Consider the following 14103-nt stretch of genomic DNA (forward strand, 5'->3'; position numbering starts at 1 on the left):
CTGGCACCCCGCGCCGCCGCCGGACCGCCACGGGGCCGGACCGCGGCAGGCGGTGTCACGCGATGTCTGCCTCACCTGGTCCCGGTCACGCGATGTCCTGCATCACCTGGTCCCGCAGTCGGTTGCAGCAGCGGCTGATCAGCCGGGAGACGTGCATCTGGGAGATGCCGAGCTGTTCGGCGATGCGGCTCTGGGTCATGTCACCGAAGAACCGCATGTAGAGGATGGCCCGTTCGCGTTCGGGCAGGGCCTCCAGACGGGGCTTGACCGCCTCGCGGTCGATCACCACGTCGAGGGCCGGGTCGGCCGAGCCCAGGGCGTCGCTCAGCGAGTATCCGTCCTGGCTGCCCGGCAGTTCGGCGTCGAGCGAGAGCGCCGTGAAGCTCTCCAGAGCCTCCAGACCGGCGCGTACGTCGTCCTCGCTCATCTGCGCGTGCTGGGCGATCTCGGCGATGGTGGGCTGGCGGCCGGGGATCGTCTGGGACAGGTCCTGGCGCGCGAAGCGGACACGGTTGCGCAGGTCCTGGACCCGGCGCGGTACGTGCAGGGTCCACATGTGGTCGCGGAAGTGACGCTTGATCTCGCCGGTGATGGTCGGAACGGCATAGCTCTCGAAGGCGTTGCCGAGCTCGGGGTCGTAGCGGTCGACGGCCTTGACCAGGCCGAGCGCCGCGACCTGCCGCAGGTCGTCGAAGCTCTCGCCCCGGCTCCGGAACCGGCCTGCCAGGCGTTCGGCCATGGGGAGCCAGGCCTCGATGATCTGGTCGCGCAGGGCGTCGCGCGGGCCGCCCGGAGGCAGCGAAGCGAGCTTGCGGAAGTCCTCGGCGGTGTCGGGGGCGTCGTCGTGGGGGTGGTGCCGGGCGCTCGCGTGAGTTCGCATGATGCGTGCAACTCCCTTGAGGGGTGCTTTGGTTGGACGGTCAACCGTGAGAGCGCACCCAAGAGCCGGACGGGCACACCCGTGGGCGGGCATTCACCACTCCCACGGACGTGCCTCCTGTCCGAAGCACTGCTTACGCGCCTGCCCCGCGTCATGCGGGGCAAACACGGGTGGGTTCGCCGGAGTTCGGAAGGTTTGGGCGTATGCCGTCCGTCGAGGCGTTCCGTGCGGGAGGTGTTCCGTCCGGTCAGTGGCTCAGCGCGGTGCCCTCCGCCTCCATGGGCTGCCGGACCGGGGGAACCGGGAGCAGCCAGTCCTCGGCCGGGAGCAGCCATTCCTCGTAGCGGCCGAGTGCCAGGACCACGCCCAGCATCACTATCGGGATGAGCACGGCGAGAACCGCCATGATCCTGTCCTTCCCCAGGGGGATCGCGGTGAGGAGCGAAGGCCGGGTCTCCCCGTCCCTGAGGGACAAACCCCTCGTGCGGCCCCTTCGCGAAGCCTCCTCGAACCACCCGCGAACCTCCTCGGACACAACCGGTCCGAACACTCCGTGTCGACGTCCGGGGCTCGGGTACACGGGCGGCCGGCCCCGAACATCTGGAGGGACACATGGAGCGAGGCAGCAACCGCCTCAGCGCCCACCGTGACGAGGAGATGAAGCACGAACTGCAGGGTCTGCTGCGGTCGGGCCATCCGACCCGGGCGGAGGAGTGGAACGACCCGGAACCCGTCGCCGACGACGATCCGCCGATCGCCGGAGGACCGGTGCGGCCGGGCACGGACCACGCGCCCGTGGCGGCCGTCCGTCTCGAACTGGCCCGGCATCTGGGCCGTACGTCGTTCCCCGCGGGCCCCGGCGAACTGGCCGACGTCCTGCGGAGCCAGTACGCGCCGGACGCGCTCGTGGAGCCACTGGAGCACCTGCCGGAGGAGGCGCGCTACGCCAACGCGCAGGAGCTGGCCGAGGCCGTCGTCCACAGCGGGTCCGGCGGTGCCGTCGCGCCCGGCGAACCGGCGCCGGACGCATAGCCCGCCGCCTCAGGGGTACTGCGGCGACGTGACGACAGGGCATCGGCGTATGTCCTGGTGGCCGGGGACGACGGCAGGACCGTCGGCGTTCCGACAGGCCCGGGACGACACCCCACGCGCCGTCGAGGGCGGCCACGCGGTCGGCGTGGCCGGCCCGGGCGCTCCTCGCCGTCTCCGAGAACCCGGGCTCGACCCGGTTGGCCGGAAGGGCATCGGGTGACGCCGCACGAAGCCGCGGAGAAAGGACTGGAAACCCACATGCGTATCGCGTTTCTGATGGCGCCGGAGGGCGTCGAGCAGATCGAACTCACCGACCCCTGGCACGCCGTCATCGAAGCGGGTGGCGAGCCCGTGCTGCTGTCGACGGAACCGGGGCAGATCCAGGCGTTCAACCATCTCGACAAGGCGGACGTGTTCCCCGTGCAGCAGCTCGTGGGTGAGGCCTCGGCCGACTCCTTCGACGGCCTGGTGCTCCCGGGCGGCGTGGCCAACCCGGACGCGCTGCGCACCGACGAGCAGGCCGTGGCGTTCGTCCGTGACTTCTTCGAGCAGGGGCGCCCGGTCGCCGCGATCTGTCACGCCCCGTGGACGCTCATCGAGGCCGACGTGGTCCGCGGCCGCACCCTGACCTCGTGGCCGAGCCTGTGCACGGACATCCGCAACGCGGGCGGCACCTGGGTCGACGAGCAGGTCTCGGTCTGCGACGCGGGACCCGCGACACTCGTCACCAGCCGCAAGCCGGACGACCTCAAGGCGTTCTGCGAGGCGTTCGTACCGGAGTTCCGGAAGCACAGCGGTTCCACGAAGCAGGGCTGACGCCCGGTCTCGTACGCCGGGACCCTGGCCGTCCGGCCACCGGACACTCCGGCGCCGGACATGCGACTCGACCCCGACGGCTCCCGCTCACAGAGCGGGGGCCGTTTCGCGTCCGGAGCACCGCCGCCTCGGAACGGGCGAGGCGCTGCGGCGGGCGTCGCCGGGGCCACCCCGTGCCGGCGGTGGGGCCGGGGAGGGGTCACACACCGGTGTCCGGTCGGCGCTCCCGTGCTCCCGTCCGGGTTCTGCCCGGGGTGACCGGGCGGCGGGGGTTTCGGCGCAGGTACTCGCCCTCCAGCTCGGCCATCCGGACGTTGTGCGTGCGCAGGGCGTCGTTCGAGCCGTGCAGCAGCGTGTCGTGACGGGTGCGGTGGATCGTCTCCAGCTCTCTCATCAGCTGCTGGTCGTCCAGAACGCCCGGGTCGACTCCGGTCATGGTGGTAACCCCGATCGTCTTGTCCGTCGGCACGGTCCGGGTACCCCCACCCGGTCGGCCATGCCCCGGGCGGCACCCGGGAGGGGAGGAGCTACGGATCGCGCCCGCCACTCCCACTTTACGAACACCTCGGGCCCGCACGCCCCCGCAGGGGCGCGGCGAACGGGGCTAGCGGGCCCGCTCCACCCGGCGCTCGTCCCACACCGGCTCCGGCGTCTCCCGCACCCGACCGTCGCTGCCGAACACCAGATACCGGTCGAACGAACGAGCGAACCACCGGTCGTGGGTGACGGCCAGCACCGTTCCCTGATAGGCCTCCAGGCCTTCCTGAAGGGCTTCGGCCGACTCCAGGTCGAGGTTGTCGGTGGGCTCGTCGAGGAGCAGGGCCGTGGAGCCCTCCAGTTCGAGCAGGAGGATCTGGAAGCGGGCCTGCTGACCGCCCGAGAGCCGGTCGAACCGCTGCTCCGCCTGAGCCGTCAGCTCGTACCGCCGCAGCCGGGACATCGCGGCCCCGCGGTCCTGGGCGTGCTCGGTCCACAGGATGTCGAGCAGCGGGCGCCCCTCAAGCTCGGGATGGGCGTGGGTCTGCGCGAAGTGACCGGGCACCACCCGCGCGCCGAGCTTCCACTCCCCCGCGTGCTGCACGTCGCCGCCCGCGAGCAGGCGCAGGAAGTGCGACTTGCCCGAGCCGTTCGAGCCGAGCACCGCGACCCGCTCGCCGTAGAAGACCTCCAGGTCGAAGGGTTTCATCAGCCCGGTGAGTTCGAGCCCCTCGCACGTCACGGCCCGTACGCCGGTGCGTCCGCCGTGCAGGCGCATCGTGATGTCCTGCTCGCGGGGCGGCTCCGGCGGCGGACCGGCCTCCTCGAACTTCCGCAGCCGGGTCTGGGCTGCCTGATAGCGCGAGGCCAGTTCATGGCTGATGGAGGCCGCCTGGCGCAGGCTGAGCACCAGCTTCTTCAGCTGGGCGTGCTTCTCGTCCCAGCGTCGCCGCAGTTCCTCGAAGCGCGCGAAGCGCTCGCGGCGGGCCTCGTGGTACGTGGCGAAGCCGCCGCCGTGCACCCAGGCGTCGGCGCCCGCGGGCCCCGGCTCCACGCTGACGATCTTCTCGGCGGACCGCGCGAGCAGCTCCCGGTCGTGGGAGACGAACAGGACCGTCTTGCGGGTCTCGCGCAGCCGCTCCTCCAGCCAGCGCTTGCCGGGGACGTCGAGGTAGTTGTCCGGCTCGTCGAGCAGGAGCACCTCGTCGGTGCCGCGCAGCAGCGCCTCCAGCACGAGCCGCTTCTGCTCACCGCCCGACAGGGTCCGCACCTCGCGGAACTGCGCCTTGTCGTACGGCACGCCGAGGGCGGCCGTGGTGCAGATGTCCCAGAGCGTCTCCGCCTCGTACCCCTGGACCTCCGCCCAGTCCGAGAGCGCCTGCGCGTAACTCATCTGCGCGGCCTCGTCGTCGACCGTCATGATGGCGTGCTCGGCGCGGTCGACGGCCCCGGCGGCCTCCCGGATCCGGGGCTGGGCGACCGACACGAGCAGATCGCGCACGGTCGTCTCGTCCCGGACCGATCCCACGAACTGGCGCATCACGCCGAGCCCGCCGCTCACCGTGACGGTGCCGCCATGCGGCTTCAGCTCCCCCGAGATCAGCCGGAGCAGCGTCGTCTTCCCGGCGCCGTTGGGCCCCACGAGCGCGACCGCCGCCCCTTCGCCCACCCGGAAGGACACGTCGCCGAGCAGCGCCCTCCCGTCGGGGAGGTAGTACTCAAGGTGCGCGGCTTCGAGATGTCCCATGGTCGCGCATTGTCCGGGGCGGACGGGGGACGGAGCAAACGGATATGCGAGGTACGGGGCCGCCGGGGTAGACGATGGAGCATGACCGCAGACGTAGACCTCACCGCCACCCGAGCCGGCCATGCCGTGCGCGACCGGCTGCTGGCCCTGGACTGTCGCCTCTTCCAGGCCGTCGCGGCCCGGCACTGGCCGGGTGCCGACCCGCTGCTGCCGAGGCTGAGCCGCAGCGCCAACCACGGGGTGCTGTGGTTCGGCGCGGCGGCGGCTCTGGCGGCGACACGCTCCCCGCGGGCGCGCCGTGCGGCCGCCCGCGGTGTCGCCTCGCTCGCCGTGGCCTCGGCCACGATCAACACCCTGGGCAAGCGCTCCGTACGCCGTCCGCGCCCCCTGCTGGACGGCGTGCCGGTGATGCGGCAGCTGAAGCGGCAGCCGATCACCACCTCCTTCCCCTCGGGGCACTCCGCGTCGGCGGCGGCCTTCGCGACGGGCGTCGCCCTGGAGTCCCGCCCGCTCGGCGCGGTCGTCGCCCCGGTGGCCGCGGCGGTGTGCCTGTCCCGTATCTACACGGGCGCGCACTACCCGAGCGACGTGCTCGCCGGGGCCGCCTTCGGCGCGGCCGCCGCGTTCGCCGTACGCGGTCTCGTGCCGACCCGTGACCAGCTGCCACCCCCCGGACGCCCCCGCGCGGACGCGCCCGCGCTGCCGGACGGGGAGGGGCTGGTGCTCGTGGCCAACAGGGCGGCGGGCACCTGGGAACGCATGCGTGCCATCGGTGACGCCCTGCCGCTCGCGGAGATCGTGGAGTGCGAGCCGGCCGATCTGCGGGCCGAGCTGGAGAAGGCGGCGAGTCGCGCCACGGTGCTGGGGGTGTGCGGCGGCGACGGCACGGTGAACACGGCGGCGACCGTGGCGCTGCGCCACGGCCTCCCGCTCGCGGTGCTGCCGGGCGGCACCCTCAACCACTTCGCGCAGGACCTAGGCGTGGAGGACGTGCGCAGCCTGAGCAGTGCGCTGACGGCGGGTGACGCCGTACGGGTGGACGTGGGCCGGTTCTCCGCCGGTGACCAGGAGGGCTTCTTCCTCAACACGTGCAGCCTGGGCGTCTATCCCGAGCTGGTCCGCGAGCGGGACCGCTGGTCCGGGCGGATCGGCGGCTGGCCGGCCGGAGTCGTCGCGGCCCTGCGCGTCCTGCGTCACGACCGTCACCCCCTGCGGGCCGAATTCGACGGCAGGGAAAGGCCGTTGTGGCTCCTGTTCGCCGGGAACGGCACCTATCACCGGATGGGTCCGCTGCCCGCCCGCCGTTACGACCTCGCGGACGGCCGGCTCGACGTGCGTGTGGTGCACGGCGGCCGCTTCCCGGCCTTGCGTCTCTTCGCCGCGGCCGCCGCCGGACCGCTGACCCGCTCCCCCGCGCACGCGGCGGTACGCGTCGGCGGCCTGCGCGTGCAGGGCGTCGAGCCGGGCACCCTGCTGGCCTTCGACGGCGAAGTCACCACGGTGGAGGGCGATGTGACGCTCCAGAAGCTCCCGGAGGCGCTGACGGTCTACCGGCCGGCCGGTAACCGCTGACCTCCGCCTCACCACCCGCCGACACCGTCCGCCGGCTCCGGTGCTGGCACTCACCTGTCCGAATGCCAAGACGCGGGTCTCACAATTCGACATGGCGGCGTAACGTGACACGTACCCTGCGGAGTCGCTCCGCGGGCTCGTACGAGGGAACGGGGACGCCGCCATGCCGAAGGAGACCGCCGTCTACACGCACGGCCACCACGAGTCCGTACTGCGCTCCCACACCTGGCGCACGGCCGAGAACTCGGCGGCGTATCTCCTCGGCTCGCTGAAGCCCCACATGCGGATCCTGGACATCGGCTGCGGGCCGGGCACCATCACCGCCGACCTGGCCGAACTGGTCCCGGACGGTCACGTCACCGGCGTCGACCACGCGCCGGGCATCCTGGACCTGGCCCGCGCCACCGCGGCCGAACGCGGCCTGCGGAACGTCGAGTTCGCGGTGGCGGACGTCCACGCGCTGGACCACCCGGACGACACCTTCTGCGTGGTCCACGCCCACCAGGTGCTGCAGCACGTCGGCGACCCGGTGCAGGCGCTGCGGGAGATGTACCGGGTCACGAAACCGGGTGGGTTCGTCGCCGTCCGCGATTCGGACTACGCGGCGATGACCTGGTACCCCCCGTCCCGCGGCATGGACGACTGGCTGGACCTGTACCGGCGGGTGGCCCGCGCCAACGGCGGTGAGCCGGACGCCGGGCGGCGCCTGAAGTCCTGGGCCCTTGCGGCCGGCTTCGAGGACGTCACCGCCTCCTCGAGCACCTGGTGCTACTCCACGGCCGAGGAGCGTGACTGGTGGAGCGGCCTGTGGGCGGACCGCACGGTCGCCTCCGCCTACGCGGACCGCGCCACGGAGGGCGGCCACGCCACCGCGGAGCAACTGCACGCGGTGGCGGACGCCTGGCGGGAGTGGGGCCGGCAGGAGGACGCATGGTTCTCCGTCCTGCACGGGGAGATTCTGTGCCGGAAACCGGCCTGACCTCCCTCGTCACGGGACCCCGTTACGGGGCCCAGGGGCACGCTGGTACCGCTGCTGGTAACGCTGTTAGCCCCCTGTCGGCAGCCCTACTCCCGGGGAAGCAGTGGCCCGAGTGGCCCGAGGTCCAGATTCAGGTCCTCGGGCCGCAGTCCGTAGCGGTCACGCAACTCGGCCATCCGGTCGTCCAGGAGCATCAGGGTGAGACCGATCCGCTCCTCCTGCTCCTCCGTCAACTCGCCCGTGTCGAAGCGGCGTACGGCCTGCCGCTCCATCAACTGCCGCAGCAGCTCGACCACGGTCAGCACGAGCTTGACCAGATCCCGCTCCACGGTGTCCGGTTCGAGGTCGAGACGGTTGCGTCGGGTCTTGCCGGCGGGGCCGGCCCCGGTTCCCCGGGACGGCCCCTCACCAGGCGTCCTCCCGGCGGCCGCGGCACCGGCCCCGCCGCCGACGGCCGGCTCGCCGCCGGCCCTCCCGGGAACCGCCCCGCCGCTCTCCGCGTAGGTCCGGCCGGTCGTCTCCCCGCTCACGGCAGGTCTCCCCAGGGTGCGGGGACCTGTTCGTTCACCGAGCTGATGAGCGCGTTCAGGTCGATACGTACGAGATCGACGTCGGCGATCCGCAGCGTGAGGTCACCGGTGATGACGACGCCGCCCGCGAGCAGCCGGTCGAGCAGGTCGACGAGGGCGATCTCCCGGCGTTCCACGACAGTCACGCGTCCTCCCCGCTGAACGAGTAGGCCGCCCAGGGACCGGTGAGCTCGACACGCAGGCCGGGAGCGTCGTCCTTGGTGCGGTCCACCAGCTCCACGAAGGCCTCGGACTCCGAACGCGGCACCAGATAGGCGGCGTTCAGGATGTTCTGGCCGGAGGCTCGGGAGAGCGTCGCGTTCTGCGGGGCGTGGATCCGGGTGTCCTCCGCGTACCCGGAAAGGGAGCCGTGCAGCCGCCGCGCGAACTCCTCGGCGTGCTCCCACTTCTCCTCGCTGGCCTTGCGCTGACTGCGCCGCTGCCTCAGATAGTCACGCCCCGACACGGACTTCCCACCCGACGCCGCGGAGGCACCGCTGCTCGCGGAGACACCCGAAGGTCCGCCGGCCTCCGCGTCCCCGGAGGTCTCCGCGGACTCGGCGTACACCTTCACGCCCCACTCGACCCGCCCGTCGAGCCGGTCGAGGGTCCGCAGGAAGGTCTCCTCCCGCTGCTCCATCATCGTCCGGACGCCGCTGTCGTCCCGGAACACGGTGGCGAGCCGGAGCGGCAGCGGCGAGGTGACGACGGTGAGCGCGTCGATCACGTTCTGGTGGGCCCGCGCGGTCGTGCCGAGCCAGTCCAGGTCCTCCAGATGGGCCCGCAGCGGCTGCTCGGCGAAGTCCTCCTCCGGCACCTGGCCGACGACGGCGACCAGGCCGTGGTGGACCAGCTGCTTGGGCGGCACACCGCCGACCCCCGTCAGCTGACGCGGCAGGGGCGTGTCGAACGGGCGGCAGACGGCGTAGACGTAGCGCAGACCACTCATCCTTGGGCTTCCTCCTCCGAGGGTTCACGCTCGCGCGCGGGCACCGCGGCGCGCGTGTTCTCCAGTTCTGCGACCTGCGCCCGCAACTCGGCGTTCTCACGGGCGAGTTCGTCGCGCCCGGCCCGGGAGGAGAGCTGTGGATCGGTCTCCCACCAGTCGATGCCCATCTCCTTGGCCTTGTCGACGGAGGCGACGATCAGGCGCAGCTTGATGGTGAGGAGTTCGATGTCGAGCAGGTTGATGCGGATGTCTCCCGCGATCACGATGCCCTTGTCCAGGACGCGTTCGAGGATGTCCGCGAGGTTGGCGCCGCCACCGCTCCCGTAGGGGTCGGGCAGGCGCTGCGCCGTGGTCATCGTCGGCTCCGGGCTCCGGCGGGCTCACGCTCGCGATCGTCCGTCTCCTCGTCGACGGCTTCCTCTTCCTCCGGCTCGTCCTCGTACTCGGACTCCGGGGCGTCCTCGTCCTCGTACGCCTCCTCGTCCTCTTCCTCGTACTCGGCCTCGGGCTGGTCCTCGTCCTCGGGAACCTCTTCGTCCTCGGGGACCTCTTCGTACTCGGCGGACTCCTCGTCCTCCGGGGCATCCTCGGCGTCTTCCGGGTCCTGCGAAGTCTCCTCGGACTCCTCCTCCTCGGCGACAGCGTCCTCGTGGCTCGTGACCACCTCGCCGTCGCGGATCTCACCGCGCCAGCCCTCGTCGGCCTCGCCCTTGATCGTGATGAACCGGGCGAAGTTCTTGAGGTCGAGGCGTGCCCTGCGGCCCTGCGCGCGCCAGATGTTGCCGGTCTTCTCGAACAGCCCCTTGGGGTAGTACTCGATGACCAGCAGGACGCGGGTGAGGTTCTCGGCGAGCGAGTGGAAGGTGACGACGCCCTTCGTGGTGCCCTTGGCGCCCTCCGACGTCCAGCTGATCCGCTGGTCCGCCACCTGCTCGGTGGTGTGCGCCTTCCAGCTGCGGCTGGACCAGAAGATCTTCATCTGCCAGTCGGACGTCGTGTCGTCGGCGCCGTTCGCGCTCTTGACACCCTTGGCGAAGGTGCTGAAGTCCTGGTACTGGGTCCACTGGTCGTACGCCGTGCGCAGCGGCACGCCGACATCGATGAACTCGATGATGACGGTCGGCTTCTGACCGGCGCCGCCCTTGCGTTTGCCCTTGCCGCCGGTCAGGTTCTTGAAGGCGCCGACCACGCCGTCCTTGGCGCGGCCCGCACCGAGCTCCAGCGCGGTCCTCATCGGCCCCTTGCCCTCGGACAGCTTGCGGCCGCCGTCGAGCGCGAGCTTGGCGAAGCCGGGGCTCTCGCCCGAGGCGATGTCGTTGAGCTTGCCCGTCGTCGCACCGAGCTTGTGCCCGAGACCGACCAGCAGCCGCTGGGTCTGGGCGGCCAGGTACGCCTGGGCCTCTTCCTTGAGCCGGTCGACCGCCTCGCTCTGGGCGACGGAGGTCAACGGGTTGCTCTTGGCCTGCTTGGTCGCGGACCCGAGGGTGTCACTCATCGTCGCCGCCTCCCCTCGTCGTACGGGCCCGGGTGGTGCGGCGCGCGGCCGTCTTCTTCGCCGGAGCCTTCTTCGCGGCCTTCGCCGCCGTCCTCTTCGCCGGAGCCTCCTTGGCGGGGCTCCGCTTCTCCGCGGCCTTCTTGGCGGTCTTCTTCGCCGGAGCCCGCTTGCGAGGCCGCGGACTTTCCTCGGCTTCGTCGTCGGACTCGTCGTAGGACCCGTCGTCGGCCGACCCGCGGTCCGCCGCCTCCTCGTCGTCCGCGTCGTCCCTGTTGCGGGGCGCGTCGTCCGAGTCGTCGTCCGGCTCGTCCTCGTACTCGTCCTCGTCGTACTCGTCTTCCGGCTCTTCGTCCTGGCGGCGCTTCTTCTTCCGCGCGCCGGGGACGTCGGGGACCGCGTCGGGGACCACGCCCGCGAGCTGGTCCTGCACCTGGCTGGTCCGTCCGTGCAGCCGGTCGGCGAGACCCGTGATCTGCCGCTCGACGAGTGCTCCGGAGGCGGCCTTGCCCACACCTCGCAGGTCCTGACGCAGCTGGTCCCCGATCTCCTTGAACTGCGGGTTGTTCTGCAGCTGCTGGGAGACCAGGTCCGCGAGCGCACGCGGGCTGAGCTGCATCCGCTTGCCGGCGACCATCGTGCCGACGGCGAACGCCAGTTTCATCTTCTTGGTACGTCCGAGGACGTATCCGGCCCCTACCGCGAGGCCAAGCCCTAGTCGGTTCATCGTGTCGTCCCGTTGTTGCCTGCTCCGGTGCCCCTGCTCATGGCTATCTCCAGCCTGTCGAGGAGCTCGTCCTCCATGCGGTCGAACTCCGCTTCGTCGATCTCGCCGGCCTCGAGGCGTTCCTCGAGCTTGCCGAGCTCGGCGCGGACCGCCGCCGGGTCGTAGTACTGGCGCTCGGCCTCGTTCACCACCTGTTCCATGGCCCAGAGGCTGCCGCGCACGGGGGCGAACGGCAGCATCAGGACCTCTCCGATCAGCCCCATGTCAATCAACTCCTGTGATCAGGCGTTCAGTTGCTCGCCTCGGCGGGCTGGGAGGGGCCCGGCTCGACGAAGCTGTAGGGGGGCAGCGGTCCGTGGACGCGCAGCTCCAGGTGCGGGTGGCCCTTGCGGACCTCCTCGACGGTCGCGACGAACGTCTCGGCCTCGTCCCGGTCCACGAGGAACGAGAGGTTGGCCAGCCATCCGGTGGACTCGGGGCCCGCGCTCACCGCGGCGGCGACCGGCTCCAGCAGCTGCTGGATCTGCGCGGCGTCCTCCACTTCGCGGTTCTTCACCGCGGCGACCACCATCTCGCCCAGCCGCAGCTTGTCGTCGTAACTGCCGCCGCCCGCACTCCGGTTGGCCTCCGTGAGCGCCCTGACCTCAGGGTTCTCGGACATCACCCGGTGCAGTACGGCCTCTTCGTCGTGCGTGGCCTTGACGTTGTACTCGACCTTGCCCGCCAGCGCCTGGAGGCGCTCCTTGAAGTGTTCGGCGCGCTCGGCCAGGACGCTGGTCACGGCCGCGTCGTCAGGCGAGACACTGCCGAACCGCATGGGCAGCACCGGACCGGCGGCGCCGGCCTCGGCCAGCACGTTCTGGTGGGCGAGCAGGTCCCTGCGCTTGGGCCGCAGCCCTTCGGGCGCGTCACTGACGACCGCGGCGAGGTCGCCCTCCTTGAGGACGCGCACCGGCAGGGGCGGCTCGCCGACGCCTTCCGTGCCGTCCGGGAGCGTGGACAGCGAACTGGACGTGATGCCGTAGACGTACGTGCTCACTCCTGCTCCTCCTTCCGGCGCGAGGCGGTCGACTTACGGGCGCGCGGCCGCGACTCGGTCTGGCTCTCCTCGCGCTGGCCGCCCTCACGGGACTGCTTGAACGCGTCCGAGATGGTCTCGGCCGCGCCCGACAGCGCTCCCTTGGACTTGCCGCGCGCACCGGACTCGGTGATGTCGCCGACCAGGTCGGGGAGCCCGGGACTGCGCTTGGACCCGGCCTCCAGGTCGAGCCGGTTGCAGGCCTCCGCGAAGCGCAGATAGGTGTCCACGCTGGCGATGACGACACGGATGTCGATCTTCAGGATCTCGATGCCGACGAGAGAGACCCGGATGAAGGCGTCGATGACGAGCCCCCGATCGAGAACGAGCTCGAGGACGTCGTAAAGGCCGCTGGAGCCGCCTCCGCCGCCGGATTGCTGTGCCGGAACAACGGTCATACCGACCGGACCTCCAAGTGAGTAGGGGTGTGTGAGCGGACGGGCGGTCTACCGACCGCCGGGCTTGCGCGCATCGGCCCTCCCGCGTTCGTAGCGGCGGACGCGGCGATAGCCGGTGAGCCCGCCCCGCGGATCGAGGCTCACCTCGTAGGTCGCGAGCAGGCTCATGGTGTCGGGGACCCGGACGAGTTCCAGGACCTCGATCTCCAGCGTCCAGCCGTCGTCGGTCCGCTCGAAGGACGACACCGACTCGGCCTCCATGCCGGTCAGCTCCGCGAGCTGGCCGCGCGCCTGGCGCAGCACCTCCATGGGCCCCAGCTCGTCGTCCTCCGCCGCGTCCTTCTGCTTGCTCTTGGACGAGTTCGATGAACTCTGTGAATCTGATGTGTTGGATGTGTTCGACATGGCCACCTCGTTCATCGAGTGGCCCGGCGATCGTTGGCCAAACATATGAGTGTCGGTGATCAGCCGCGCAGGGCGTTCAGCCGGCGCCGGGCGGGCCCGAGCGCCCGCCCGTTGCGCAGCAGGCCCGACCAGGGATTGGTGCGGGCCTGGTCGGCTGCGTCGGCGATGGTCCAGCGGCGTGCGCCGAGTTCCGGATCGTCGAGCTGATCCCAGGTGACGGGTACGGCGACGGGGGCGCCGGGTGTGGCGCGGACGGAGAACGGAGCGACCGCGGTCTGGGCGTAGGCGTTGCGCTGGATGTCCAGGTAGAGCCGGTCGCCGCGGTCCTTCTTGCGGGCCTCCGTGGTGAGCCGGTCGGGGTGGGCCTCGGTGAGTGCGTCGGCGGCGTCCTTCGCGAAGCGGCGCACCTCGTCGAAGTCGTGGCGCCCGTTGAGCGGTACGACGACGTGCAGGCCGCGTGAGCCAGTGGTCATCAGGGCGGAGGGCAGCCCGATCTCGTCGAGGAGTTCGCCGAGGAGCCGGGCGGTGTCGCGTACCGGCTCGAAGTCGTCGGTGGCGGGGTCCAGGTCGAAGACCAGCCGGTCCGGATGGTCGGCCGGGCCGTCGGCGGGGGCCCGGGCGAGCCACCGGTGCAGGGTCAGGGCGGCCTGGTCGGCGAGGTAGACGAGGGTCGCGGTGTCCTCGCAGACGGGGTGCAGGACCGTGCCGCCCTCCTTGGGCACCTCGACGCGGCTGATCCAGTCCGGATAGTGGTCCTGGACGTTCTTCTGCATGAACCTCGGCCCGTCGAGCCCGTCCGGGTACCGCTCCAGCATCAGCGGCCGTCCCCGCAGGTGGGGCAGCATGAACGGGGCGATCTCCCGGTAGTACTCGACGAGGTCCGCCTTCGTGTACTCCTTCGCCCCTGCGCCGCCGGGGAACAGCACCTTGTCCGGCCGGTGCACCTCGACGGTGCGCCGGCCCGCGCGTACGGTCCGCATGG

19 protein-coding genes are annotated in these 14103 nt (G+C 71.4%); 4 read left to right on the forward strand and 15 right to left on the reverse strand.

Translation table 11 applies throughout. The features are described from left to right. Positions 1–85 precede the first annotated feature (85 nt). Together KUF83_RS02730 and KUF83_RS02735 are read right to left on the reverse strand one after the other, a co-directional pair. Positions 86–880, reverse strand: a complete 795-nt coding sequence (locus tag KUF83_RS02730; protein WP_217452885.1) for an RNA polymerase sigma factor SigF — start codon at positions 878–880, stop codon at positions 86–88. A 247-nt stretch (positions 881–1127) separates the two neighbouring features. Beyond that, positions 1128–1286, reverse strand: coding sequence for a hypothetical protein (locus KUF83_RS02735; RefSeq protein ID WP_217453033.1), 159 nt, complete (start codon positions 1284–1286; stop codon positions 1128–1130). A 206-nt stretch (positions 1287–1492) separates the two neighbouring features. On the opposite strand from KUF83_RS02735, the gene KUF83_RS02740 reads away from it, so the two are divergent. Together KUF83_RS02740 and KUF83_RS02745 are read left to right on the forward strand one after the other, a co-directional pair. Further along, positions 1493–1912: a DUF2795 domain-containing protein gene (locus KUF83_RS02740; protein WP_217452886.1), complete on the forward strand. Its 420-nt coding sequence runs from the start codon at positions 1493–1495 to the stop codon at positions 1910–1912. Between the two features lie 258 nt (positions 1913–2170). Then, entirely contained in the window at positions 2171–2728 is a 558-nt protein-coding gene (locus KUF83_RS02745; RefSeq protein ID WP_217452887.1) for a type 1 glutamine amidotransferase domain-containing protein, read from the forward strand. A 199-nt stretch (positions 2729–2927) separates the two neighbouring features. Here KUF83_RS02745 and KUF83_RS02750 read toward each other — a convergent pair whose 3' ends face one another. Together KUF83_RS02750 and KUF83_RS02755 are read right to left on the reverse strand one after the other, a co-directional pair. After that, positions 2928–3164, reverse strand: a complete 237-nt coding sequence (locus KUF83_RS02750) for a DUF6158 family protein (RefSeq protein ID WP_217452888.1) — start codon at positions 3162–3164, stop codon at positions 2928–2930. 168 nt (positions 3165–3332) lie between these two features. Then, positions 3333–4952, reverse strand: a complete 1620-nt coding sequence (locus KUF83_RS02755) for an ABC-F family ATP-binding cassette domain-containing protein (protein ID WP_217452889.1) — start codon at positions 4950–4952, stop codon at positions 3333–3335. A gap of 81 nt (positions 4953–5033) precedes the next feature. Between KUF83_RS02755 and KUF83_RS02760 the strand changes: the two genes are divergently transcribed. Continuing rightward, positions 5034–6524, forward strand: coding sequence for a bifunctional phosphatase PAP2/diacylglycerol kinase family protein (locus KUF83_RS02760; protein WP_217452890.1), 1491 nt, complete (start codon positions 5034–5036; stop codon positions 6522–6524). A 163-nt stretch (positions 6525–6687) separates the two neighbouring features. Further along, on the forward strand, positions 6688–7503 hold the full coding sequence (locus tag KUF83_RS02765; RefSeq protein ID WP_217452891.1) for a methyltransferase domain-containing protein: 816 nt from the start codon (positions 6688–6690) through the stop codon (positions 7501–7503). 86 nt (positions 7504–7589) lie between these two features. Here KUF83_RS02765 and KUF83_RS02770 read toward each other — a convergent pair whose 3' ends face one another. From KUF83_RS02770 to ligD, 11 genes are all read right to left on the reverse strand, one after another. Then, on the reverse strand, positions 7590–7832 hold the full coding sequence (locus KUF83_RS02770) for a gas vesicle protein K (RefSeq protein WP_217453017.1): 243 nt from the start codon (positions 7830–7832) through the stop codon (positions 7590–7592). 197 nt (positions 7833–8029) lie between these two features. Next, complete coding sequence (locus KUF83_RS02775) at positions 8030–8218, reverse strand: gas vesicle protein (protein WP_217452892.1); 189 nt, start codon at positions 8216–8218, stop codon at positions 8030–8032. After that, on the reverse strand, positions 8215–9021 hold the full coding sequence (locus tag KUF83_RS02780; RefSeq protein WP_217452893.1) for a GvpL/GvpF family gas vesicle protein: 807 nt from the start codon (positions 9019–9021) through the stop codon (positions 8215–8217). The genes KUF83_RS02775 and KUF83_RS02780 overlap by 4 nt, the downstream gene beginning before the upstream one ends. After that, entirely contained in the window at positions 9018–9377 is a 360-nt protein-coding gene (locus tag KUF83_RS02785) for a gas vesicle protein (RefSeq protein ID WP_217452894.1), read from the reverse strand. The genes KUF83_RS02780 and KUF83_RS02785 overlap by 4 nt, the downstream gene beginning before the upstream one ends. Beyond that, positions 9374–10516, reverse strand: coding sequence for an SRPBCC family protein (locus KUF83_RS02790; protein WP_217452895.1), 1143 nt, complete (start codon positions 10514–10516; stop codon positions 9374–9376). The genes KUF83_RS02785 and KUF83_RS02790 overlap by 4 nt, the downstream gene beginning before the upstream one ends. Further along, on the reverse strand, positions 10509–11240 hold the full coding sequence (locus KUF83_RS02795; protein WP_217452896.1) for a DNA primase: 732 nt from the start codon (positions 11238–11240) through the stop codon (positions 10509–10511). Before KUF83_RS02795 ends, KUF83_RS02790 begins: the two co-directional genes overlap by 8 nt. Then, entirely contained in the window at positions 11237–11503 is a 267-nt protein-coding gene (locus tag KUF83_RS02800; RefSeq protein ID WP_217452897.1) for a gas vesicle protein GvpG, read from the reverse strand. Before KUF83_RS02800 ends, KUF83_RS02795 begins: the two co-directional genes overlap by 4 nt. 26 nt (positions 11504–11529) lie before the next feature. Continuing rightward, positions 11530–12279, reverse strand: a complete 750-nt coding sequence (locus tag KUF83_RS02805) for a GvpL/GvpF family gas vesicle protein (protein WP_217452898.1) — start codon at positions 12277–12279, stop codon at positions 11530–11532. Next, on the reverse strand, positions 12276–12716 hold the full coding sequence (locus KUF83_RS02810) for a gas vesicle structural protein GvpA (RefSeq protein WP_217452899.1): 441 nt from the start codon (positions 12714–12716) through the stop codon (positions 12276–12278). The genes KUF83_RS02805 and KUF83_RS02810 overlap by 4 nt, the downstream gene beginning before the upstream one ends. Positions 12717–12764: 48 nt before the next feature. Further along, positions 12765–13121 (reverse strand): gas vesicle protein, encoded by a 357-nt coding sequence (locus KUF83_RS02815; RefSeq protein WP_217452900.1) that lies wholly within the window; start codon positions 13119–13121, stop codon positions 12765–12767. A gap of 59 nt (positions 13122–13180) precedes the next feature. Continuing rightward, positions 13181–14101 (reverse strand): non-homologous end-joining DNA ligase, encoded by a 921-nt coding sequence (gene ligD / locus KUF83_RS02820; RefSeq protein WP_217452901.1) that lies wholly within the window; start codon positions 14099–14101, stop codon positions 13181–13183. Positions 14102–14103 lie beyond the last annotated feature (2 nt).

The organism is Streptomyces sp. BV286 (assembly GCF_019090165.1).
Lineage (GTDB): Bacteria > Actinomycetota > Actinomycetes > Streptomycetales > Streptomycetaceae > Streptomyces.

What these genes read in the sequence shown, in the direction of transcription:
- KUF83_RS02730 (WP_217452885.1), bottom strand. Translation starts at nt 880, where the DNA reads ATGCGAACTCACGCGAGCGCCCGGCACCACCCCCACGACGACGCCCCC.
- KUF83_RS02735 (WP_217453033.1), bottom strand. Translation starts at nt 1,286, where the DNA reads ATGGCGGTTCTCGCCGTGCTCATCCCGATAGTGATGCTGGGCGTGGTC.
- KUF83_RS02740 (WP_217452886.1), top strand. Translation starts at nt 1,493, where the DNA reads ATGGAGCGAGGCAGCAACCGCCTCAGCGCCCACCGTGACGAGGAGATG.
- KUF83_RS02745 (WP_217452887.1), top strand. Translation starts at nt 2,171, where the DNA reads ATGCGTATCGCGTTTCTGATGGCGCCGGAGGGCGTCGAGCAGATCGAA.
- KUF83_RS02750 (WP_217452888.1), bottom strand. Translation starts at nt 3,164, where the DNA reads ATGACCGGAGTCGACCCGGGCGTTCTGGACGACCAGCAGCTGATGAGA.
- KUF83_RS02755 (WP_217452889.1), bottom strand. Translation starts at nt 4,952, where the DNA reads ATGGGACATCTCGAAGCCGCGCACCTTGAGTACTACCTCCCCGACGGG.
- KUF83_RS02760 (WP_217452890.1), top strand. Translation starts at nt 5,034, where the DNA reads ATGACCGCAGACGTAGACCTCACCGCCACCCGAGCCGGCCATGCCGTG.
- KUF83_RS02765 (WP_217452891.1), top strand. Translation starts at nt 6,688, where the DNA reads ATGCCGAAGGAGACCGCCGTCTACACGCACGGCCACCACGAGTCCGTA.
- KUF83_RS02780 (WP_217452893.1), bottom strand. Translation starts at nt 9,021, where the DNA reads ATGAGTGGTCTGCGCTACGTCTACGCCGTCTGCCGCCCGTTCGACACG.
- KUF83_RS02785 (WP_217452894.1), bottom strand. Translation starts at nt 9,377, where the DNA reads ATGACCACGGCGCAGCGCCTGCCCGACCCCTACGGGAGCGGTGGCGGC.
- KUF83_RS02790 (WP_217452895.1), bottom strand. Translation starts at nt 10,516, where the DNA reads ATGAGTGACACCCTCGGGTCCGCGACCAAGCAGGCCAAGAGCAACCCG.
- KUF83_RS02795 (WP_217452896.1), bottom strand. Translation starts at nt 11,240, where the DNA reads ATGAACCGACTAGGGCTTGGCCTCGCGGTAGGGGCCGGATACGTCCTC.
- KUF83_RS02800 (WP_217452897.1), bottom strand. Translation starts at nt 11,503, where the DNA reads ATGGGGCTGATCGGAGAGGTCCTGATGCTGCCGTTCGCCCCCGTGCGC.
- KUF83_RS02810 (WP_217452899.1), bottom strand. Translation starts at nt 12,716, where the DNA reads ATGACCGTTGTTCCGGCACAGCAATCCGGCGGCGGAGGCGGCTCCAGC.
- KUF83_RS02815 (WP_217452900.1), bottom strand. Translation starts at nt 13,121, where the DNA reads ATGTCGAACACATCCAACACATCAGATTCACAGAGTTCATCGAACTCG.
- ligD (WP_217452901.1), bottom strand. Translation starts at nt 14,101, where the DNA reads ATGCGGACCGTACGCGCGGGCCGGCGCACCGTCGAGGTGCACCGGCCG.